A 21,898-nucleotide genomic window follows, 5' to 3' on the forward strand; every position below is an offset into this window, starting at 1 on the left:
ATTTGGTACCTTTATTGTATAAGATAAAAACAAAACTGTAAGCGTTTGCATAGCGGAACGTCAAATATACAAAATTAGTTACAAAAATAGGCAGATGAAATGCAAAAAGCTACTTCTTAAATACGAAGTAGCTTTTTGAGTTCTTTTGCATATGTACGGCTAACAGGTACTTTTGATCCTTCTTTCATAATTAAATTATATGTAGAATTGAACCATGGTTGTATTTCCGTAATATGATTAATATTTGCAATAAAACTGCGATGGACACGCATAAAACTTGCTTGTGGCAACTTCTTTTCCAAAATTACAAGTGTATCGTGTGTTACATACGTTTCTCTCATTGTTTTTACTGTCACTTTTCCGTCCACAAGTCCTACATATATAATATCTTCAATATTCACGAGTACAATCGATTCTTCAATTGGTAATGCTAATTTATGCATCTCGGTCGTTACGTCTACACTCTTTACCTCTTGATTTGTTTCTAATTTTATTTGTTTTTGCTTTTTATATTTCTTTAATGTCTGTACGATACGTTCTTCATCAAATGGTTTTAAAATGTAGTCTAACGCGTCTACTTCAAATGCTTGCAGCGCATATTGATCATAGGCAGTAGCAAACACAATTGCAGGGGGATTTTTCATCTTCTTTAATATATTTGCGATTTCAAATCCGTTATCATCAGATAGCTGAATGTCTAGGAAAACAATATCTGGTTTGTTTTTCATTAATTCCTCTAATGCATCCTCTACACAATCCGCCTCACCAATTATCTCTACTTCTTTCGTTTGCTCTAATAAATACTTCAATTCATCACGTGCTAACATTTCATCGTCAACTACTAATACTTTTAACACTCCGTTCTTCCTCCCCTATTTTTTTAGGAATAACAAAAGTAATCTCTGTCCCCTCATTTAATTCACTTTCAATTTGAAGCATTGTCTCTTTCCCAAATAACCCGATAAGTCGTTCATTAATATTATATAAAGCTGTTCCAGTCCCTTTCTTTGACGACACTACCATTTTTCCTAATTGTTCTAAGCGTTCTTCCTCAATTCCTTGTCCATTATCTTTTACTTCGAAGTGAACCATGCCCCCTTTTTCAAAAACATGCACTTCTACTTCGCATACTGGCTGTTTCTTCGGAAAAGCATGTCGCAACGCATTTTCAACCAACAGTTGAAGAACAAATGGTGGTACTAATGTTGTCTTTAACTCTTCCTCAATATACATCTTTACTTCATACTTATTTGGGAATCTTGCTTGTTCTAGTGATAGGTATGCCTGTACATGGTTTAATTCTTGTTCTAGTGGAATCAACAACTGACGTGCCCCTTGCAAATTACAACGGAAATACACGCTAAGCTGCAATAATAACTTCCTTGCCTTTTCTACATCTGTTCGGCATAAAGCTGATACGGTATTAATCGCATTAAATAAAAAATGCGGATTGATTTGTGCTTGTAACGCTTTTATTTCGGCATCTTGCAATAACTTACTTTGTAACTCTGCTTCACCTAACTCAAGCTGTGTAGAGAATATTTTTGCTAGCCCTTCCGCTAGCTCTTCTTCCACACGACTTAATTGATTAGAGTTTTTAAAATAAAGCTTTAATGTTCCTATCGTATTCCCATGTGAAGTTAGTGGAATAACAACTGCCGCTTGTAATGGACACCCTTCATGCTGACAATTAATACTTTCACGTGATTTCGCTTTCATTATTTTCCCTGTTTTTAATACTGATCTTGATAAACCTGTTATTAAACTGTGTGAAGGAATATGATGATCTGACGCTAATCCAACGTGAGCTAATATTTTTTCTGTATCTGTTAAGGATACCGCATCTGTTCCCGTAAAGCGGTGAATAATTTGTGCCACATGTTTACAAGAATCTTCTGTTAATCCTCTGCGAAAATATGGCAATGTTTTGTCAGCAATTCGTAATACTTTATGCGTTTGCAGAGCTTTCGCATTTTCTTCCTGGCGCAAAATAGCTTGTATCATAGAAAGTAAAATAAAACTTCCGAAACTATTTACAAGGATCATAGGTATCGCAATTGTTTTCACGATACTAATTCCATCCTCTACGATTAATAAGATCATAATCATTTCTAAAGAAACGATAAACACGCTTAAAACCGCTGAAAATTTAGGCGTAATTGCACGATTATATTTTTTGAAAATGTGTCCAATATACCCAGTTATAACACCTGCTAAAATTGAAGAGATTGCACAACTTAGCGCTGTCGTCCCGCCAAGCATATAACGGTGAATACCAGCAATCGATCCTACTCCAATTCCGACGATAGGACCACCAAGCAATCCACTAATTCCAACACCCATAATACGTGTATTCGCAATTGTACTAGATGACGAAACACCTTGTAGCCAATTTTCATTCATAATTGTATTCCCCGCAATTTCAATTCCCGTGTAATTGCTGACAATTGTAAACACTGAAAAAATACAAATAAGCTTAAGCTTATCTACATACCCATCTTGTCTATGAAGAAGGCGCCTGAACGTTCTAATATGAGAAAGTAAAAATCCTAAAATAACAATAAGTCCGACACGTTCAATCATCATAAGTACTAAATTTAGCATCTGTGATTCATTCCTTTTTATATGAGTTAGTTTTATTATGGGAAAATAATGAAGTGGGCGTCAAGAAGAATGCAATATCTTTTGAAATATTTTACACATAACTATCCCCTCTTTATTTGACAACCTAATAGAAGAGTGCTAAAAATAAAGTAATATAATACAGTCCTTTAACCCAACCCCGTGAGGTTGAGAAGGAAGTCGGAATATACTATACGTATGGTCTTTTTTAGAGATACGTATGCTTTTTTGGCCTTCTCATCATATCAGGTGAGAAGGCCTTTTGTTATTCTTCCATAGCGACTGTAGAAGAAAATAAGGAGGAGTAATGATGAACGTTACTACTGATGTACAATCAAAAACAGAGGAAACGAAGGAGAAAAGATATAAAACATTGTTTGGTTCTGCGCTAGGATATGCAGCAGAAGGTTTAGATATGTTGCTCTTATCTTTCGTACTGGTCTACATTTTAAAAGAATTTCATTTGAGCCCTGTTGAAGGTGGAAACTTGACATTAGCTACCACAATAGGAATGCTAATCGGGTCTTATTTATTTGGATTTATTGCTGATTTATTTGGGCGTATCCGTACGATGGCCTTCACAATCTTACTATTTTCACTCGCAACAGCACTTATTTATTTCGCAACAGATTATTGGCAATTATTAATTCTTCGCTTTTTAGTTGGAATGGGAGTTGGTGGTGAATTCGGGATTGGAATGGCCATCGTAACTGAAACATGGTCTAAAGAAATGCGCGCTAAGGCGACATCCGTTGTTGCACTTGGATGGCAATTTGGCGTACTAGTCGCTTCACTCCTTCCAGCATTTATCGTCCCGCATTTCGGATGGAGAGCTGTTTTCTTATTTGGACTCATTCCCGCTTTATTAGCTGTTTACGTCCGCAAAAGTTTAAGTGAACCGAAAATATGGGAACAAAAACAACGATACAAAAAAGAATTGTTACAAAAAGAAGCTGAAGGTAATTTAACAACTACCGAGGCAGAACAACTAAAGCAAATGAAAAAGTTCCCACTTCGAAAGTTATTTGCCAATAAAAAAGTAACGATAACAACAATTGGTCTTATTATTATGTCATTCATCCAGAACTTCGGATATTATGGAATTTTCACATGGATGCCAACTATTTTAGCGAATAAATATAACTACACATTAGCAAAAGCGAGCGGTTGGATGTTCATCTCTACAATTGGCATGCTAATTGGAATTGCAACTTTTGGTATTCTAGCCGATAAAATTGGCCGCCGTAAAACTTTTACAATCTATTATGTCGGTGGTACTATATACTGTCTCATTTACTTCTTCTTATTCACAGACTCAACATCATTGTTATGGGGAAGTGCACTGCTTGGATTCTTTGCCAATGGCATGATGGGAGGATTCGGGGCAGTTTTAGCCGAAAACTATCCTGCTGAAGCTCGCTCTACAGCAGAAAACTTTATTTTCGGTACAGGACGTGGTTTAGCTGGATTTGGGCCTGTTATTATCGGCTTACTTGCTGCAGGTGGTAATTTAATGGGAGCATTATCTCTCATCTTCATTATCTATCCAATCGGTTTAGTTACGATGTTATTATGTGTTCCAGAGACGAAAGATAAAGTATTAGAATAGATTGAAAATGTACAGAGTATGAACAGTAGTTAAATAAATAGCAAAGAGGAAGCATCTCAAATGAAATGCTTCCTCTTTTTATATAAATACAATTATTTATTTTGATTTACTAGCTTTTTGGAACAAGAAGCTAGTTTTATCTTCTTCTTTTACAATACCTTGTTTTAACGCTAATTCCCCTGCGACTTTAGGCGCTAGCCATAGCATCGGGAATAACAGAATAGATACCGGAACAGCCGTCACTACAATGAAGGATTGTAAGGCGTTAATACTTCCCTCACCCATATATAAAAGAATCGCCGCAACTGCGCCCATAATAAGCGACCAAAAAACTCGCAAACTAATTCTAGGATCTCCATCTCCAGTCACTGCCATTGAAATCGAATAAGCCATTGAATCTCCTGTTGTTACTACAAATAAAATTGTTAATAAAAGAAATGCAGGTCCAATAATATTAGATAGTGGCAGTTGCTCTGTAATTGCAATCATAGCCGCTGGCATACCAGATTTACTTAATGCCACCGAGATAGAACCAGGACTCATTAACTCATAAAACACACCTGATCCCCCTAGTATAGTAAACCAAAACGTTGTAATAATAGGTGCAATAATTCCAATTGCAACGATGATTTCTCGGATTGTTCTTCCTCTTGAAATTCGGCTCACTAAAATTGCCATCATCGGTCCATATCCAATAAACCATCCCCAGAAAAAGATTGTCCACGACCCTAACCAAGCTGTATCACCACGATATGTGCTCATTGGAATAAATTCATTTATATAAAATCCAAACGAAGAAACAAATGAATCGATAATAAATCCACCTGGTCCAAACAGTAATACGAATACCATTAATAAAACTGCTAACCTAACATTTAAATTACTTATAATTTGAATCCCTTTATCAATTCCCGTTACCGCAGATATAGTAGAAACAGCTACTACACAAACAATAATAGCTAATTGAGTAGTAAACACATCAGGAATGTTAAACAATGCTTGTAACCCATAACTTGCTTGTAGTCCTAAAAATCCGATTGGACCAATCGTCCCTGCAGCTACCGCAATAATGGCAAATACATCGATCATTGTTCCAAGCCAACTCTTTCGCAATTTCTCCCCAAAGATAGGATATAAAAGCGTTCGAGGTTTTAACGGCATATCTTTATGATAATGCCCGTACATCATAACTACCGCACTAATTGTACCTAAAATCGTCCAAGCCAGGAAACCCCAGTGCATATAACTTTGTGCTAAAGCAGGCATTACCGCTTCTTGCGTCCCAGCAGTTATACCTTCATGTATTGGTGGCACCGTCATCAAATGGTACATCGGCTCTGCGGCTGCCCAAAAAACGCCACCTCCAGCAAGTAATGTAGACATAATAATAGCGAGCCATTTTGTCGTACTAATCTCAGGTTTTTCTAGCCCCCCAAGTTTAACTCTCCCATATTTCGAAAATGCCATACACATTGCAACAACAAATGTACCAATTAATAAAACTTGCCAAAAGGCACCAAAATATTTAATTGAAGCTGCAAAACTGCTATTAATGACTCCCTCTACGTAACTTTTATTTAAAATAACTGCAATTACAAATAATAAAAGTGAGCCACCACTAATAAGAAATACAGGCCAATCCGTTTTTCGACTCTTCATTCTCATTTACACTTCCTCCTTCCTCAGCAATCTAAAAAAACAACTTTATTATGTTTTATTGTTTACATCCAAAACACAATGATTATATAAGCATAATAATTCATCAATTTTCTACACACTTATGTTGTCCCTAAAAATATGCTAAATCCCTTATTTAAAAGAAAATTTCTATTCCTATTACATAAAAAAGCAAAACAAAAGACCTTATATTTCTATAAGGTCTTCGAAACAGAAATTTGATTATAACATAAGGAACTCCTTGGTTCAAAAAGCTCCTTCCAAAAATAACCGAGAGTAAAGGCTTCCATTTGCTACGTAACAGTAATTAAAAAAAATTATAATTTGCATAAAAAAAACTATACTAAATATTATTTATGAAAGAAATTTGGCTTCAAAATTTCATTCGGATACGGTTTATGATAAATATGAGTGGTAGCTGGGGATAATGGTGGAATGAGCCACACCCAATTGCCCGTTACAACACGACCACAAGCTACTTCTTGCTTCTCAAATTGTTGAAATTGTTGTGCAGCAGTATGATGGTCAACAATACTAACTCCTTGTTTTTTAAAGGAATGTAACACAGCTACGTTTAATTCAATTAACGCCTTATCTTTCCATAACGTACCGTTTCTCGATGTATCTAACTCCATCATCTCCGCAACAGCTGGCAGTAAATTATAACGATCATAATCCGCTAAGTTACGCGCTCCAATCTCCGTCCCCATATACCATCCATTGAATGGAGCAGCTGTATAGGAAATACCGCCAATTTCTAAGCGCATATCTGAAATCATTGGAACCCCATACCATTTTGCTCCTAAAGATGAGATTGGGTACTCTGGATGTTCAATTGGTACCTCTTTCACTTCTTTTTTAGGAATTTCTTTATATACAGGTTCTTTTCCATCGACAGAAAAAACAAGTGGCAATACATCGAAATTCGTACCTTCTCCTTGCCAGCCAAGTTCCTGGCAAAAATCCGTAAACGCAGTGGAATGGGAGTCACCAATCACTCCCATTTCTGTTTTATACCCTGCATACCGAATCAATTGGTGATTATAAATTCGTATATTATTTTCTTCACCTTTATATTGCTTAAAAATTGTAATTGTCGGTTTAACTTTCCCATCGTTCGTTGCATATTTAATATGATGAATTAATGCGTTGTATACACCTTCCTCATCATTTACTTCACGTGCATCTAATATGTGCATCTTACTCCAAAATAGTCTTCCGATACATCGATTACTATTGCGCCATGCCATTCGTGATCCATGAACAAGTTCTTCAAATGTATGCTCATACGTCCCCGTCTTCTCTATCTCAACTTGAATTTCTTTTATTCTCTCTTCTATGAATTGTTCTTTATTAAGCTCTTTATAGCAAACCGTAATAAAATGACTCGCTTCCTCTATTAATTGTTTCGTTTTACTCATAAACGATCTCCTTCTATTTCAACAAAACGTTACTACTTTACAGTATAAGCAAAAAGAATAAGAGTCACAAATGAAAGTCGAAGTGTTACTTTTATTGTAATATTTTTCAGAAAATTAAAGAGATTACTATTGACTTGTATAAAAAATAGGTGTATTTTTGACTCAGGTAAATTATTTTTACCTAGAGCAACTTTTTAATAAGAAAGGAGGGAATGTTATGTCTTCATTTCAATTGCCAAAGCTTTCATATGACTATGATGAACTAGAGCCATATATCGATAGCAACACGCTTTCCATTCATCACGGAAAGCACCATGCAACATACGTAAACAATTTAAATGACGCTTTAGAAAACTATACGGAATTACATAATAAGTCTTTAGAAGAATTACTATGTAATTTAGACGTTTTACCAAAGGAAATTGTTACAGCTGTCAGAAATAACGGTGGTGGTCACTATTGTCATAGTCTTTTTTGGGAAGTAATGAGCCCGCGAGGTGGCGGTGAGCCTAATGGAGACGTTGCAAAAGTAATTGATTATTATTTCAATACCTTTGACAACTTAAAAGATCAACTTTCCAAAGCAGCTATTAGTCGTTTTGGAAGTGGCTATGGATGGCTTGTTCTGGACGGTGAGGAACTTTCCGTTATGAGTACACCCAATCAAGATACACCTTTGCAAGAAGGTAAAATTCCATTACTCGTCATCGATGTATGGGAACATGCCTATTATTTAAAGTATCAAAATCGGCGTCCAGAATTTGTTACCAACTGGTGGCATACAGTGAACTGGGACCAGGTAAATGAAAAGTATTTACAAGCAATGCGATCACAAAAACATTAGTCGTGCGTATAAGGTAAGTTTGGTAATGTAAAATTAGTATTGTCGAAATCCTCCAGAATCCCCCGGATTGCCACCGGGGGATTTATGATTATTTCATTGCATGTATGTAATAACGTAATACTTGTTCTATTTCTATTTTCAATTCTCGGAACGGGAATCCTAATTCACTAGCTTTTCCATTATGTAATGTACAATTAATCACTTCATTATAAGGTGCTACATTATCTCCTACTTCTTGAACAAGTGCTTTTATTCCCGTATTTTCTTCTATGAAATGAATAACTTCTCGAGTAGAAACTACCCCGTTGCTACAAGCATTAATTGGCCCTTCTATGTCCTTCATCCCGCACCAAGCTAAAAATTCTCCTGCTTCTTTTTCATGTATAAATGATAACTCTCCATCTAGATCATTCACGGCGACAGGTTCTTGCTTCACAATATGTTCAACGTAAAATTGTAACCTTTTCGTATAATCGTTTTCTCCAATAACAACTGGAAAACGTACTGCAACAACTGGGAATGTTGCTTGTTGAAATGAAACCGCTTCGGCTAATCTCTTTCCTTCACTATAAGTAAAATCCTTCCTACCACCATACGTAACGGCATACTCGTACGGATTAAAGTTCTCTTCTAATAAGCCTAGTGCTGGCTCGTAAACAGCCATTGAAGATGTCATAATGTATTTCTTCGTTTTTCCTCGTAACACTCCACATACTATCTTCGCCGCATTCGAGCTATAGCATAAATTATCGTATACGATATCATAACTTTTATCTTTTAGACGCTCAGCTAGTTGTTTTTCGTCTTCTCTATCTACAATCAATCTGTTTACTACACTTCCAAAAGAATCTTCAGTAATGCCTCTCGTCGCAATTGTTACATCGTGTCCAGCTTGCAAAAGTGCTTCTACTAAATGTTTACCAAAAAATCTTGTTCCCCCTAGCACCAATACTTTTTTCAAATTCATCATCCCCATTTTGATAAATTGTAAAATACTACCTCTCTATTATAAATGCTAATATAGAAAAAGCATGGAATTCGTTTAACGATTCCATGCTTTTCTACAGAAAATATATTAACGTACTCGATATTTATAAATACAATAACAGAAGTATAAAATAGAAATTACGGATACATAAACCCATAGTTCATATACGAATCCCTCTCCCCATACTCCCATAAAATAAAAGAGTGAAGGCAACGTCAATGTTACCCATGATTGTACGAAGGCAATTCTTCCAAGATATTGATTGATATTCTTCTTTTGTGTATTTAATACAAAGAATAAATACCAAAGTAATGCCCACATAAACCACGTTAATGCATTAACAACATCGTGAAATTGAACAAATGAAACAACCATATAGAATAAAGCAATAATTGCTACCCAAATACAAAACCAACCTAAACCGCTACTATCCATTCCTTTTATAAAGGTAACACCTACATATAAATAGGTTAATCCAAATAAGAAAGTAGCTGCATATGAATACACTGTCCAATTGCTTTGGTCAGAAATCATGATCAAATAGAACGGAATAATAATTTGTAGTGCACCCACAAATAAATTAAAAACACCCGCACTTTTCATCTCTGCTTTCCCTAATATAACAAGACTATTTAAAAATAAAGCTGCACCCGAAAGTAATAATCCTACGTACCCCATATATCCTCATGTGAAAACCTTACATTTTCACACTGTACCCTCCCCGTCTTGTAAAAATTATATTATTCCTTATTCTCCTTCTTACTTACAACTACATACGAAGTTTTTTCGAAAATAAGTCAGACTTCCTACCTTAAAAAACAATAGAAAAACCCTTTTCATACATTTCATACAGTAATGATGTCAATCAAAATATATCACGCAATAAAAACGCTTTCAATAATACGTAATTCAAGCAAAAAGCTAACAAGATTATTTGATTATAAACGCACTTTAACAATGATACAAGTATTGGAATACTTTTCAATAGAACCGGTTGCCATTCAAATGCTATGGTCAGTAATATTTTATTACATTCTCTTTCCTAAATTGAACATATTACTGACCTCAAGCAACATAATAAAGAAAACAATTTATTATATACATAAAATATCCTACAAATTAATAAGAGAATGCTTTACTAACTACCTTAAATCATTTGATAGCCGTTTTTATTATTTACCTGCCATCTCCAAGAATCTACACACATCTCTTCTAACCCATATTCTGCTTCCCATCCTAATTCTCGTTTCGCTTTAGATACATCAGCAAAACATACTGCTACATCACCAGGACGACGCCCTATCACTTTATAAGGTATTTTTTTACCTGAAACCTCCTCAAAAGCCTTTATCATCTCTAACACACTATACCCTTTACCTGTGCCAAGATTATATGCCTCTATTCCTTTCGTCTCAAGTACTTTCTCAAGTGCCTTTACATGTCCTTTTGCAAGGTCAACAACGTGAATATAATCACGGACACCTGTCCCGTCTTTTGTTGGATAGTCGTTTCCGAATATATTTAGTTCCTTTAATTTACCTACCGCCACCTGCGTTACATATGGCATTAAATTATTCGGAATCCCATTTGGATCTTCTCCAATACGACCACTTTTATGTGCTCCGAAGGGATTGAAATAACGAAGTAACGCAATACTCCATTCATCATCAGCTTTTGCCACATCACGCATAATTTGCTCAATCATTAATTTTGTTTGCCCATATGGATTTGTCACACTCAGCGGAAATTCTTCTGTAATTGGTGACGTTTTTGGAATTCCATATACAGTTGCAGATGAACTAAAAATAAACTTTTTAACATGATGTTTCTGCATCACATCACATAGTACGATTGTACTTATTATATTATTATAATAATATGTTAGAGGAATTGTAGTCGATTCCCCCACTGCTTTAAATCCAGCAAAATGTATAACCGCTTCAATGCTATTTTCCAAAAAAATCTCATTCATTTTTTCACGATTTAAAACACTTTCTTTATAAAATTCAAATTGTTTTCCTGTTATTTCTTTTACTCGGTTTAAAGACTCGATTGAACTATTTGAAAGATTATCTACGACTATAATTTTATAATTATTATTTAATAATTCTATACACGTATGACTACCAATATATCCTGCTCCACCCGTTATAAGTATCGCCATATATAGAGTCCCCCACTTATTATTAATTATAAAATTTTATAACCTCAATACAAATCTATCCTACCACAAAAGACTGATAATTTAGAATATTTATTTCGAATTATTATTTATATAAAAAAGAGCCACATAACCTTTAAGTTATACAGCTCTTCAACATACGTATGTGTTTATATCTTTTTTTATTAATCAAGAAAAATAAAAATCACTCGAAAATTTGATATTGTTAAATTACGTAGCAATATACACTTAAAAAGTGGGCAAGGCTTCCCAATAACACGAACACGTGAAAAATTTCATGATGCCCCATATGTTTAAACTCTAACCATTTTGGCTTTGTTCCATAAATAAATCCACCGATTGTATAAAGAATGCCTCCAAGCACTAGAAGCACGATACCTCCTGCACTTAAGTTAGCAGCTAACGGTGCAAAGAACAGAACAATTAACCAGCCCATTGTAATATAAATTGCTGTTGATAACCATCTCGGGCAACTAAACCAAAACATTTTAAAAACAATACCACAAATGGCAGTTGCATAAACTAAACAAAATAATAATAAACCGTTTGCGGAATGTAATGTAATTAAACAAAATGGTGCATATGTACCTGCAATCAATATAAAAATCATAGAGTGATCAAGCTTCCGAAAGAAATAAATAACACGTTCACTGGCTACAACACTATGATATACAGCTGATGCTGTATACAGAACCATCATTCCGATACCAAACAAAATAACAGCTGTAATTGCCGCAAAAGATGGCATCTTAATAGAAACTTTTACAAGCATAGCTAATAATGCAATAAATGATAATACAGCTCCTCCCAAGTGGGTAAAAGCATTAACTGGTTCTCTTACATAAGTATTCATATATACACCCCTCATATAATTACATGTAGTTTCAATAACTACATGTAATTATATACGCATTATTATTAGAGGTCAACATTTACAATTCATTTGTTTCGTAATACCATATTTAGAGATAAACTAAACATTATGCTCCACTAAGTTATAAAAGTGAGGGGTTCTACGTGGAAAATATAAATAAACTGCTTGAAACATTACATTTAGAAAAAAACATTACGCTTGAGGATATTCCAAATGTCGACTTGTATGTAGACCAGGTTGTCCAATTATTTGAAAATACTTATTCGGATACAACAAGAACCGATGATGAAAAAGTATTAACAAAAACAATGATTAACAATTACGCAAAAGGGAAACTGTTTATTCCAATCAAAAATAAAAAATACTCAAAAGAGCATATGATTTTAATCAGCTTAATTTATCAATTAAAAGGAGCCCTTTCCATTAATGACATAAAAAGCTCCTTAGAAAATATAAATGAATCCTTATTAAACGATGATTCATTCGAATTAAATACATTATATAAAGATTATCTTTCTCTTACCGAAAAAAACGTCGAAAGCTTTACACAAGACGTAAATAATCTTTTTTCAGAAGTAAGTGAAATTTCTTCCTTAGAAGATCCGAATCTAGAGAAATTTTTATTACTAACATCATTTGTGTCGATGAGTAATATGTATAGGCGCTTAGCTGAGAAGTTGATTGATGATTTAAAAGAATCTTAAATAAAAAAACTATCCACCTGTTATAGTGGATAGTTTTTTTGTTTACTTAATTGCCTCATGAACTTTTAATTGTTTACCTTTTATCGTTGTATTTCTCATAACCTTTAAAACAAGTGGTCCTTTTCCGTTTAATATTTCAACATACGAAACATTATCTTGTATTGTAATAATACCTATATCATCAGCAGAAACACCTTGAATTTTAGCAATTGTACCAACGAAATCTACCGCCCTAATTTTCTTTTTCTTTCCGCCATTAAAGTACAATTTCATAATTCCTTTGTTTAGGTCTGCATTTTTATCTTTCTTTATAATTGGTTTAGCATATATTTTTTCTTCAAATACTGCTTTCTCTTTTATAACTTCTTCTTTTGAAGGTGCCAGTTCCTTTGGAATTTCAAATCCGATATATTCCTCAATCTCTTCTAAAAATCTATTTTCATAAGGCGTTATAAATGTAATAGCTTTTCCATTATTACCAGCTCGTCCCGTCCTTCCAGTACGGTGTACATAGCTTTCTTTTTCTAATGGAATATCGTAATTAATAACATGTGTAATATTATCAATATCAATTCCTCTCGCAGCTACATCAGTTGCTACTAAATAACGGAACTTTCCTTTTCTAAAATCATCCATAACTTCAAAACGATCTTCCTGCACCATACCACCGTGTATTTTGTCACAAGGATAATTAACTTGTTTTAGCTGTCTATATACATGGTCTACGTTTTCTTGTGTACGACAAAAAATAATGCAACTGTCTGGATTTTCAATCATAGTTACATCCTTAAGAAGTGAAAGCTTCTCTTCTTCCCTTACTTCAAAAAGGGTATGTTCAATTTTATCTGTTGTAATCCCAGCTGCTTTAATTTCAATATGAGTTGGTGCATTCATATATGTACGGGATAACTTTTCAATATCTTCCGGTAGGGTTGCTGAAAATAGCATTGTCATTCTTTTTGTAGGTAATTCATCAATAATTGCCTCTACTTGATCGATAAAGCCCATATTTAGCATTTCATCTGCTTCATCAATCACTAAATATTTCAATCGATCTAAAGAAAGGGTCCCTTTTTCAATATGATCCAACACACGTCCTGGGGTCCCCACTACAATATGCGTCTTTTGCTTTAACTCTAATTTTTGACGTGCAAATGGAGATTTACCATAAATTGCAGCAGCTTTAATTCTTTTGAATCGCCCTATATTCGTAATATCTTCTTTCACTTGAACAGCAAGTTCCCTCGTTGGTGTTAAAACTAATGCTTGTGGTTTATTCTCTTCCCACTCTACCATTTCACAAAGTGGTATTCCGAACGAAGCCGTTTTTCCACTTCCCGTTTGCGACTTTACAACAAGATCCTTCTTTTGCAATGCAACTGGAATAACCTCTCCTTGCACTTCTGTCGGATGCTCATATCCTAAACCAGTAAGTGCTCGTCTTACTTCTTTACTTAATGCATAATTACTAAAGCTTTTTTTACTCATATATTAACCTCATTTGATTTTATATTTAACCTATTATGTTCTTCATACCTCACTTTAGACTATAGTAAGATACTATATTAATCCACTGTTTTCAATTCGTTTCAACCTAAATTTATCTAAGTATAATTTTAAAATAGGAAAAGGCAGCCTTAATAATAAGTCTGCCCTATCTATACTGTATTCATTTTTACGGAACTAATTTTTTCACAACTGGTATTCTTTGCAATACTAACGTAATTACCAGACTAAGAACAATTGTAATCGTTACATTAATAGGTATTGCCAATATTGCATGTACACGCTCATTTACCTTAGGGAAAACCATGTACAACAAGTTATTTAATAAGAAGAAGTGAAGAATATAGATTCCAAGGCTTGCTTGATTTATAAAACGGAATAACAATGGTAATTCTCTTTCTGACTTTTGGAATGCATATTTGAAAAATATAAATAATCCGATCGCCATCAGTACAACACCTGGCGCAAAATATCCATACCAAAACTGCTCTAACTGTCCATTTGCTTTTACTGTATAGTAATATGTAATAAAGAATGTACTAATAAATCCTACAAGTCCTCCAATGTAAGAAATATTCCTCCATTTTTTCGAAATATCGTAATTGGATAAATAATAACCAAGTAAGAAATACCCTACATAATTTGTAACGTAAAATAATTCAATGTTAAAGTTGATAGGATAATAATATTTCACTAAATTGACTACAACAGACGCATATAGCCATAAAATTAAAAAGTATTCTATCTCTCTTTTTTTAGCGTTCTTCACAAATATTTTCAGTAGAGGTGTAATTAAATATATCCCTACAATCATGTATAAGAACCATAAATGTCCCCCAATAGTATCCGTTAAAAAGTGCTTTATCCCTTGCTTTAAAGATGCCGGGAAATATCCTGCATATGCTCCATATGCATAAAATATAGCGCTCCAAGCTACAAAAGGTATAATTACTTTACTTGCACGCTTCTGTAAAAATTCCCCGACTGAAATATCTTTTGTACCCTTTAACAATAACGCTCCACTAATCATTACAAAAATCGGAACACTCGCACGTGAAATCGATTCAAACAAGTTACCAGCCATCCAGCGTGATACGTTATTTGCATCTAACATAGAAACATAACCAGCAGAAACGTGAATTGTAACCACTGCGATCGTTGCTAATACACGCAACCAATCCATATATACTAAGCGCTTCATTAGCACCCCTCCTAAATTTACCTCTTTAACTTTTATTTCCCAAACATAATTTTACATCAAATAATACTATGTTTAAACACATTTTAATTACATGAACTTACAACATACGTAGCTAAACCTTAATTTTTAAATATAAACATGAAAACCTTTGACTTATGAGTGAAAATAATGTAAATTATCTTTTGGACGAACATTTTTAAACAAAATGAATAAAATATTCGTATTTTAGGGGTGTAAATGATGGAAAACGTATTCGACTATGAAGATATTCAATTAATTCCTGCAAAATGTATTGTAAACAGCCGCTCTGAATGTGATACAACTGTCACTTTAGGTAAACATAAATTTAAATTACCTGTCGTACCTGCAAATATGCAAACGATTATTGATGAAAGAATCGCAACTTATTTAGCTGAAAACAATTACTTCTATATCATGCATCGCTTCCAACCAGAGAAACGTATCTCATTCATTAGAGATATGCAATCACGTGGATTAATCGCTTCTATTAGCGTTGGTGTAAAAGAGGACGAGTATGAATTCGTACAACAATTAGCTGCTGAGCAACTTACACCTGAATACATCACGATTGATATTGCACACGGACATTCTAATGCTGTAATCAACATGATTCAACATATTAAGAAGCATTTACCAGAAAGCTTCGTTATCGCTGGAAACGTTGGGACTCCAGAAGCGGTAAGAGAATTAGAAAACGCTGGTGCTGACGCAACAAAAGTTGGTATTGGACCTGGTAAAGTTTGTATTACTAAAATTAAAACAGGTTTTGGAACTGGCGGTTGGCAACTAGCTGCACTTCGCTGGTGTGCAAAAGCTGCAAGTAAGCCAATTATCGCTGACGGTGGTATTCGTACACACGGCGACGTAGCTAAATCTATTCGATTTGGGGCGACTATGGTTATGATCGGTTCTCTATTCGCTGGTCATGAAGAGTCTCCAGGGGAAACAATCGAAAAAGATGGCAAACTTTATAAAGAGTACTTCGGTTCAGCTTCTGAATTCCAAAAAGGTGAGAAGAAAAACGTTGAAGGTAAGAAAATGTTCGTTGAGCATAAAGGTTCTTTAGAAGATACTTTAATCGAAATGGAACAAGATCTTCAATCTTCTATCTCTTACGCTGGCGGAACAAAATTAGACTCAATTCGTACTGTAGATTATGTAGTCGTGAAAAACTCTATTTTCAACGGTGATAAAGTATATTAATTTTAAATTTAACTCGAAGGACAAGGATTTTTATGCTTGTCCTTCTTTTTCATACATAGAAATGTAAATTATTTTCATTTTACTGAATTTTCTAGTATCATGTTTTTAGATACTTATAATAAGGGGGATATAACAAATGAAAAATGTAATTGAGAAACGCCATATTCGCACAGAAGTCCCTACTGAACTAACATGGGACCTCTCTGATTTATACGAATCTGATAAAGAGTGGGAAACTGCATTACGTGTATTAACAAACGATATAAAAAAACTTGATGCGTTTAAAGGACAATTACACACTAGCCCCACTACCTTATTACATTGCCTACTTTTAGAAGAAGATCTTTTAATGGAGTTAACAAAACTATACTCATATGCAAATTTAAAAGAATCCACTGATCGTACAAATCCAATTATTCAAGCGAACTCTTCCAAAATTGCTGCTTTATGGACGAAAGTACATACTGCACTGTCCTTTATCCATAATGAAATCCTCTCATTCGACGAAGGAACAATTGAAAAATATTTAGCTGAAGAAACAAAACTCGAACCTTTCCGTAAATCATTACTAGACATCCTACAAAAAAGGCCGCACACGCTCTCTCCTGAAACAGAAGAAGCTCTTGCTGCACTTGGCGAAGTACATAGTTCTCCATACAAAATTTACGGTATGACTAAATTAGCCGATATGGATTTTACCTCCATACAAGACGAAAAAGGAAACGAACTCCCTGTATCATTTTCATTATTTGAAAGCAAATATGAGTTCTCTCCAAGCGTAGACATACGTAGAAAAGCATACTCATCATTTGTTTCCACCTTAAAACGATATAAGAATACAGTGGCAACAACATATGCTACTGAAGTAAAAAAACAAGTAACACTCTCTCGTTTACGCAAATTTGAATCTGTTACTCATATGCTTTTAGAACCTCAAAAAGTTCCACTTGAAATGTATAACAATCAACTTGATATTATTTATAAAGAATTAGCGCCTCATATGCGCCGTTTTGCAGATTTAAAAAAGAAAGTATTAGGACTCGATCAAATGCTGTTCTGCGACTTACATGCACCTTTAGATCCCGAATTTAATCCAACCATCACATACAAGGAGGCTGGTAAATTAATTCAAGATTCTTTAAAGGTATTAGGCGATGAATATAGTTCCATTATCGAAAAAGGATTCAAAGAAAGATGGGTTGATCTTGCAGATAACGTAGGCAAATCCACCGGAGCATTTTGTTCAAGCCCATATGGTTCTCATCCATACATTTTAATTACATGGCAAAATACGATGCGTGGATGCTTCACATTAGCACATGAATTTGGCCATGCTGGTCATTTTTATTTAGCAAATAAAAACCAGCGTATTATGAATGTACGTCCATCTATGTACTTTGTTGAAGCACCATCTACAATGAATGAATTACTATTAGCCCAGCATTTATTAGCGACTACTGACGACAAGAGAATGCGCAGATGGGTGATTCTGCAACTACTTGGCACATATTATCATAACTTTGTTACTCACTTACTTGAGGGAGAATATCAAAGAAGAGTATATACCCTAGCAGAAGAAGGAGAAGCACTTACAGCTACAACTTTAACTGAAATAAAAACAAATGTACTTTCGACATTCTGGGGAAATTCTGTAAAAATTGACGAAGGTGCTGGCTTAACTTGGATGCGCCAACCTCATTATTATATGGGCTTATATTCTTACACCTATTCCGCAGGCCTCACTGCATCTACTGCGGTAGCCCAAATGATTAAAGAGGAAGGGCAACCTGCCGTTGATCGCTGGTTAGATGTACTTCGCGCTGGTGGTACGATGAAACCACTTGAATTAATGAAGCATGCCGGAGTAGATATGTCAAAACCAGATGCAATCCGCAGGGCTGTTTCTTACGTCGGTTCCTTAATTGATGAATTGGAACGCTCTTATCAAGAATAAAAAAAGCCCTCACTTTATGAGGGCTTTTTTCATATTTATTTTCCAAATCTTTTACGGTATCCACATTTCCTGCATAGCTCTTCGACTGCAACTCTTTTCGAAAATCCATCGACAATGTTTGTTGCTCTTTCACCTTCTATAATATTAGAAAATGAGTCATTATTAATATTCCCAAGGTTAATAATCCCTTCACCATCTAAACAGCAAGGAATAACCGTTCCGTTCGCTAAAATACCCGCTTGATTTCGAAGACCATGACAGAATCCTTTTCCATCATCCTCTTCTTCATGTAATGCTGGCCACTGGAATTCATAGTCTTGATTAATAAAGACGCGTTCTGCAATTTTTATACCTTTTCCTGGTGTAAGCTTCTCTTCGATTTGATAAGATAGACCAAACTCATTTTCAATGATGGATAATAAATCTCTATTTTTCTGGATTTCAGCATTTGTTTTATTATCCTGAGTTAAATTCCATAACCGTAGTGAAACAATTAAATCCGATTGACTTGTCGCCTCTCTAATGAAGGAAAGTATACTCCTTACATAACCTTCTTTATCTTGCGAACCTGGATGCCCATCAAAACTGTGCAGTGAAAAATTCATTTGTCTTAAAGCAGGCTTATTTAACAGTCTATGCCTTCTCTTATTAATTAACGTTCCGTTCGTTGTAATATTAACTTTAAACCCTTTTTCATGGCTCAAATCTAATAGTTGATCTATTTTTGGATGGAGCAATGGCTCACCCTTCACGTGCAAATAAATGTAGTCTGTGTGAGGTTTAATTTGGTCTAACCTTTTAGCAAAATCCTCCACAGAAATGAATTGCTTCTGCCTTTCCGTCGGCGGACAAAAGCTGCACGCAAGATTACATACACTCGTAATCTCCAAGTAAAACTTTTTAAACTTCTTCACCTTTAATTCCTCACTTCTATGACTACTTATACTTTTTCCTCTTCATATTACAACACACTTTTTTATAAATAGAAACATACTTATTTTAGGAAACCTTCGTACTACCTATTAATATTTAAAAGACCATCGGTGGTTTTTGCCCAATGGTCTTTTTTACTCTTTTTATATACAAAAAGTAATTTTATTTATGATACGGTTCCCCACGATTAATACGAAACGCTCTATACACTTGCTCAAGCAATACTAATCGCATTAATTGGTGTGGTAATGTCATCTTTGAAAAAGAAAGAGATTCGTTTGAACGCTTCATTACTTCTGAACTTAGTCCAAGTGATCCACCTATTACAAATGCAACTTTACTCTTTCCATATGTAGCAAGACGATCTAAGCTTACTGCAAATTCTTCTGATGATTTTTGTTTTCCTTCTATCGCTAACGCAATGACATGCGTATCGTCAGAAATTTTATCCAGTATACGTATACCTTCTTTTTCTTTTACAATTAACATTTCTGCTTCACTTAAATTTTCTGGCGCCTTTTCATCTGGCAATTCAATTACTTCTACTTTTGCGTATGCAGATAATCGTTTTAAGTATTCTGCTATACCTTGTTTTAAATATTTTTCTTTTAATTTCCCAATTGAAATAATCGAGATATTCACACTCATTCCCCACCTTACAAACATGTTATCCACATAACTTATCCACATATCCACAATTGTTACCCACATATTGTGTGAGAATCTGTGTTCGATACAACATATGTCGCCTCGTTTTGACAAAATTCACATGTTTTTTTCTCTTTTTCTGAGTTATCCACATTGTTGATAACCGGTGCAACTTCACACTCATCCACAATAATATCTAAAGCTAATTCAACATGTTCTAAACAACAAGGTAAATTCATATTCTTCACCTCACTTTTCTACAATAGAAAACAGGAGGTAGGCCCTCCTGTTTTTAATACTTTTGAATGCCTAGTTTAACCGTTGTTGTTGCTCGTTTTGTACCACGATAAAACGTAAGAGTCATTTTATCATTAATTTTTTTATCATATAAGGCCGTACGGAATCCAATAATATCGCGAACCGGTTTTCCATCTACTGCTACAATCACATCGTGTTCTCGTAAACCAGCATCTACACCTGGCGAAGGACTTTTCACATCTAAAATGCAAACTCCCTCTGTTACATTGCTTGGTAAATGCAATGTTTTTGACCAATGGTAATTTGGAATCTCATTTAACGATCTAAGTTCAATTCCAACATACGGTCTCCTTACTTTTCCGTACTTCTCTAATTCGTTCATAATTGGAACAGCTCTAGTAACTGGAATAGCTAGTCCAATTCCTTCTACTTCTTTTGCTGCAATTTTCATTGAGTTAATGCCAATTAATTGACCTGCCGCATTTACAAGCGCACCACCACTATTACCTGGATTAATTGCTGCGTCTGTTTGCAATACTTCTACTTGCCAATCGTAATGTCCATCTTGATCCAAATCTACAGGAACAATACGTTCCTTAGCTGAAATAATGCCTTGTGTAACGGTTCCTGAAAATTGCAGCCCGAGTGGGTTTCCAATCGCAATGACCGGTTCTCCTCTACGAACAGTATTAGAATCGCCAATCTCAATTATTTTTTTCACATGCTTTGCATCTATTTCTAGTACAGCCAAATCTGTGACTACATCCGTTCCTAATACTTTTCCCGGAACCTTCTTACCATCACTTAAGCTTACTTCAATACGATTTGCTCCAGCAACAACATGATTATTCGTTACAATATAAGCTTGGCCATCTGCTTTTTTATAAATTACACCCGATCCTGTACCAGCTTCTGAATCTGCCTCTGAAAAATTATCTCGTTGAATATTAATAACGCCAACAACAGCTTCAGACGCACGATCAACAGCATCAACAAAGCTAATCTGTTTAATTCCTTGAGCTTCGGCCATATTACTTCCACTTGCTTCAGCTTGCGGAAGCGCGCCCGCATCATTCGCAAATAAAGGAGCTCCAAATGCAAATAACGAAGCTCCTACAATTGTTCCTGCTATACTAGAAATAACAATACCTTTATGCTTCTTTTTTCTTGCACGTTTCATACGATAATTTTCTTCATCAATAAAGGACATATTTGTTCACCCATCTTCCTGAAAACAACTATATTCACCTTTA

The 21,898-nt window shown here is 34.8% G+C and carries 19 protein-coding genes; 5 read left to right on the plus strand and 14 right to left on the minus strand.

Annotated features, from left to right (window positions below; all coding sequences use genetic code 11):
• Positions 1 to 116 precede the first annotated feature (116 nt).
• Together DM800_RS10770 and lytS are read right to left on the minus strand one after the other, a co-directional pair.
• The gene (locus DM800_RS10770) at positions 117 to 857 is read right to left on the minus strand and encodes a LytR/AlgR family response regulator transcription factor (protein ID WP_048542820.1); all 741 of its coding nucleotides are present in this window, start codon (positions 855 to 857) and stop codon (positions 117 to 119) included.
• The gene (lytS, locus tag DM800_RS10775; RefSeq protein ID WP_147786845.1) at positions 835 to 2,604 is read right to left on the minus strand and encodes a two-component system sensor histidine kinase LytS; all 1,770 of its coding nucleotides are present in this window, start codon (positions 2,602 to 2,604) and stop codon (positions 835 to 837) included. The genes DM800_RS10770 and lytS overlap by 23 nt, the downstream gene beginning before the upstream one ends.
• A 328-nt stretch (positions 2,605 to 2,932) precedes the next feature.
• Between lytS and DM800_RS10780 the strand changes: the two genes are divergently transcribed.
• Positions 2,933 to 4,231 carry an MFS transporter gene (locus tag DM800_RS10780; protein WP_147786846.1) on the plus strand — a complete coding sequence of 433 codons (1,299 nt, stop codon included), beginning with the start codon at positions 2,933 to 2,935 and terminating at the stop codon, positions 4,229 to 4,231.
• 96 nt (positions 4,232 to 4,327) lie between these two features.
• Here DM800_RS10780 and DM800_RS10785 read toward each other — a convergent pair whose 3' ends face one another.
• Together DM800_RS10785 and DM800_RS10790 are read right to left on the minus strand one after the other, a co-directional pair.
• On the minus strand, positions 4,328 to 5,896 hold the full coding sequence (locus DM800_RS10785; protein WP_147786847.1) for a BCCT family transporter: 1,569 nt from the start codon (positions 5,894 to 5,896) through the stop codon (positions 4,328 to 4,330).
• A gap of 362 nt (positions 5,897 to 6,258) precedes the next feature.
• A complete protein-coding gene (locus DM800_RS10790) occupies positions 6,259 to 7,329 on the minus strand; it encodes a nitric oxide synthase oxygenase (protein WP_147786848.1) in 1,071 nt (356 codons plus the stop codon).
• Between the two features lie 217 nt (positions 7,330 to 7,546).
• Between DM800_RS10790 and sodA the strand changes: the two genes are divergently transcribed.
• Positions 7,547 to 8,173 (plus strand): superoxide dismutase [Mn], encoded by a 627-nt coding sequence (gene sodA / locus DM800_RS10800; protein ID WP_147786849.1) that lies wholly within the window; start codon positions 7,547 to 7,549, stop codon positions 8,171 to 8,173.
• Between the two features lie 88 nt (positions 8,174 to 8,261).
• On the opposite strand, the gene DM800_RS10805 is transcribed toward sodA, so the two are convergent.
• The 4 genes from DM800_RS10805 to trhA all read right to left on the minus strand — a co-directional run bounded on the left by DM800_RS10805 (position 8,262) and on the right by trhA (position 12,196).
• Positions 8,262 to 9,149 (minus strand): NAD-dependent epimerase/dehydratase family protein, encoded by an 888-nt coding sequence (locus tag DM800_RS10805; protein WP_147786850.1) that lies wholly within the window; start codon positions 9,147 to 9,149, stop codon positions 8,262 to 8,264.
• A gap of 99 nt (positions 9,150 to 9,248) precedes the next feature.
• Complete coding sequence (locus tag DM800_RS10810) at positions 9,249 to 9,839, minus strand: AmiS/UreI family transporter (protein WP_000542569.1); 591 nt, start codon at positions 9,837 to 9,839, stop codon at positions 9,249 to 9,251.
• A 469-nt stretch (positions 9,840 to 10,308) separates the two neighbouring features.
• Positions 10,309 to 11,325, minus strand: coding sequence for a UDP-glucose 4-epimerase GalE (galE, locus tag DM800_RS10815; protein ID WP_098089664.1), 1,017 nt, complete (start codon positions 11,323 to 11,325; stop codon positions 10,309 to 10,311).
• Positions 11,326 to 11,548: 223 nt separating this feature from the next.
• Positions 11,549 to 12,196 carry a PAQR family membrane homeostasis protein TrhA gene (gene trhA, locus DM800_RS10820; RefSeq protein ID WP_001099732.1) on the minus strand — a complete coding sequence of 216 codons (648 nt, stop codon included), beginning with the start codon at positions 12,194 to 12,196 and terminating at the stop codon, positions 11,549 to 11,551.
• A gap of 164 nt (positions 12,197 to 12,360) precedes the next feature.
• Between trhA and DM800_RS10825 the strand changes: the two genes are divergently transcribed.
• Positions 12,361 to 12,921 (plus strand): DUF1836 domain-containing protein, encoded by a 561-nt coding sequence (locus tag DM800_RS10825; protein ID WP_147786851.1) that lies wholly within the window; start codon positions 12,361 to 12,363, stop codon positions 12,919 to 12,921.
• A gap of 42 nt (positions 12,922 to 12,963) precedes the next feature.
• Here the strand turns inward: DM800_RS10825 and dbpA are convergent, their stop codons facing one another.
• Together dbpA and DM800_RS10835 are read right to left on the minus strand one after the other, a co-directional pair.
• Positions 12,964 to 14,409, minus strand: coding sequence for an ATP-dependent RNA helicase DbpA (dbpA, locus tag DM800_RS10830; protein WP_147786852.1), 1,446 nt, complete (start codon positions 14,407 to 14,409; stop codon positions 12,964 to 12,966).
• A 187-nt stretch (positions 14,410 to 14,596) separates the two neighbouring features.
• Complete coding sequence (locus DM800_RS10835) at positions 14,597 to 15,628, minus strand: acyltransferase (protein ID WP_087981859.1); 1,032 nt, start codon at positions 15,626 to 15,628, stop codon at positions 14,597 to 14,599.
• Positions 15,629 to 15,868: 240 nt separating this feature from the next.
• Here DM800_RS10835 and guaC point away from each other — a divergent pair, with 240 nt between their 5' ends.
• Positions 15,869 to 16,852, plus strand: coding sequence for a GMP reductase (guaC, locus tag DM800_RS10840; RefSeq protein WP_000432444.1), 984 nt, complete (start codon positions 15,869 to 15,871; stop codon positions 16,850 to 16,852).
• Between the two features lie 136 nt (positions 16,853 to 16,988).
• The gene (pepF, locus tag DM800_RS10845; RefSeq protein ID WP_147786853.1) at positions 16,989 to 18,806 is read left to right on the plus strand and encodes an oligoendopeptidase F; all 1,818 of its coding nucleotides are present in this window, start codon (positions 16,989 to 16,991) and stop codon (positions 18,804 to 18,806) included.
• Between the two features lie 35 nt (positions 18,807 to 18,841).
• Here pepF and DM800_RS10850 read toward each other — a convergent pair whose 3' ends face one another.
• The 4 genes from DM800_RS10850 to DM800_RS10865 all read right to left on the minus strand — a co-directional run bounded on the left by DM800_RS10850 (position 18,842) and on the right by DM800_RS10865 (position 21,855).
• Complete coding sequence (locus tag DM800_RS10850) at positions 18,842 to 19,720, minus strand: radical SAM/SPASM domain-containing protein (protein ID WP_000713629.1); 879 nt, start codon at positions 19,718 to 19,720, stop codon at positions 18,842 to 18,844.
• Positions 19,721 to 19,901: 181 nt separating this feature from the next.
• Positions 19,902 to 20,381 (minus strand): 23S rRNA (pseudouridine(1915)-N(3))-methyltransferase RlmH, encoded by a 480-nt coding sequence (rlmH, locus tag DM800_RS10855; protein WP_001027003.1) that lies wholly within the window; start codon positions 20,379 to 20,381, stop codon positions 19,902 to 19,904.
• 59 nt (positions 20,382 to 20,440) lie between these two features.
• The gene (locus DM800_RS10860) at positions 20,441 to 20,626 is read right to left on the minus strand and encodes a CxxH/CxxC protein (protein WP_001052827.1); all 186 of its coding nucleotides are present in this window, start codon (positions 20,624 to 20,626) and stop codon (positions 20,441 to 20,443) included.
• A gap of 53 nt (positions 20,627 to 20,679) precedes the next feature.
• The gene (locus DM800_RS10865) at positions 20,680 to 21,855 is read right to left on the minus strand and encodes a S1C family serine protease (RefSeq protein ID WP_048542840.1); all 1,176 of its coding nucleotides are present in this window, start codon (positions 21,853 to 21,855) and stop codon (positions 20,680 to 20,682) included.
• Positions 21,856 to 21,898: the final 43 nt, after the last annotated feature.

This window comes from Bacillus sp. AY18-3 (genome assembly GCF_008042305.1).
Classification (GTDB): Bacteria; Bacillota; Bacilli; order Bacillales; family Bacillaceae_G; genus Bacillus_A; species Bacillus_A wiedmannii.

Excerpts from the sequence above, each read along its gene's own strand:
- lytS (WP_147786845.1), bottom strand. The coding sequence starts at position 2,604 with ATGCTAAATTTAGTACTTATGATGATTGAACGTGTCGGACTTATTGTT.
- DM800_RS10780 (WP_147786846.1), top strand. The coding sequence starts at position 2,933 with ATGAACGTTACTACTGATGTACAATCAAAAACAGAGGAAACGAAGGAG.
- DM800_RS10785 (WP_147786847.1), bottom strand. The coding sequence starts at position 5,896 with ATGAGAATGAAGAGTCGAAAAACGGATTGGCCTGTATTTCTTATTAGT.
- DM800_RS10790 (WP_147786848.1), bottom strand. The coding sequence starts at position 7,329 with ATGAGTAAAACGAAACAATTAATAGAGGAAGCGAGTCATTTTATTACG.
- sodA (WP_147786849.1), top strand. The coding sequence starts at position 7,547 with ATGTCTTCATTTCAATTGCCAAAGCTTTCATATGACTATGATGAACTA.
- DM800_RS10805 (WP_147786850.1), bottom strand. The coding sequence starts at position 9,149 with ATGGGGATGATGAATTTGAAAAAAGTATTGGTGCTAGGGGGAACAAGA.
- DM800_RS10810 (WP_000542569.1), bottom strand. The coding sequence starts at position 9,839 with ATGGGGTACGTAGGATTATTACTTTCGGGTGCAGCTTTATTTTTAAAT.
- galE (WP_098089664.1), bottom strand. The coding sequence starts at position 11,325 with ATGGCGATACTTATAACGGGTGGAGCAGGATATATTGGTAGTCATACG.
- trhA (WP_001099732.1), bottom strand. The coding sequence starts at position 12,196 with ATGAATACTTATGTAAGAGAACCAGTTAATGCTTTTACCCACTTGGGA.
- dbpA (WP_147786852.1), bottom strand. The coding sequence starts at position 14,409 with ATGAGTAAAAAAAGCTTTAGTAATTATGCATTAAGTAAAGAAGTAAGA.
- DM800_RS10835 (WP_087981859.1), bottom strand. The coding sequence starts at position 15,628 with ATGAAGCGCTTAGTATATATGGATTGGTTGCGTGTATTAGCAACGATC.
- guaC (WP_000432444.1), top strand. The coding sequence starts at position 15,869 with ATGGAAAACGTATTCGACTATGAAGATATTCAATTAATTCCTGCAAAA.
- pepF (WP_147786853.1), top strand. The coding sequence starts at position 16,989 with ATGAAAAATGTAATTGAGAAACGCCATATTCGCACAGAAGTCCCTACT.
- DM800_RS10860 (WP_001052827.1), bottom strand. The coding sequence starts at position 20,626 with ATGAATTTACCTTGTTGTTTAGAACATGTTGAATTAGCTTTAGATATT.
- DM800_RS10865 (WP_048542840.1), bottom strand. The coding sequence starts at position 21,855 with ATGTCCTTTATTGATGAAGAAAATTATCGTATGAAACGTGCAAGAAAA.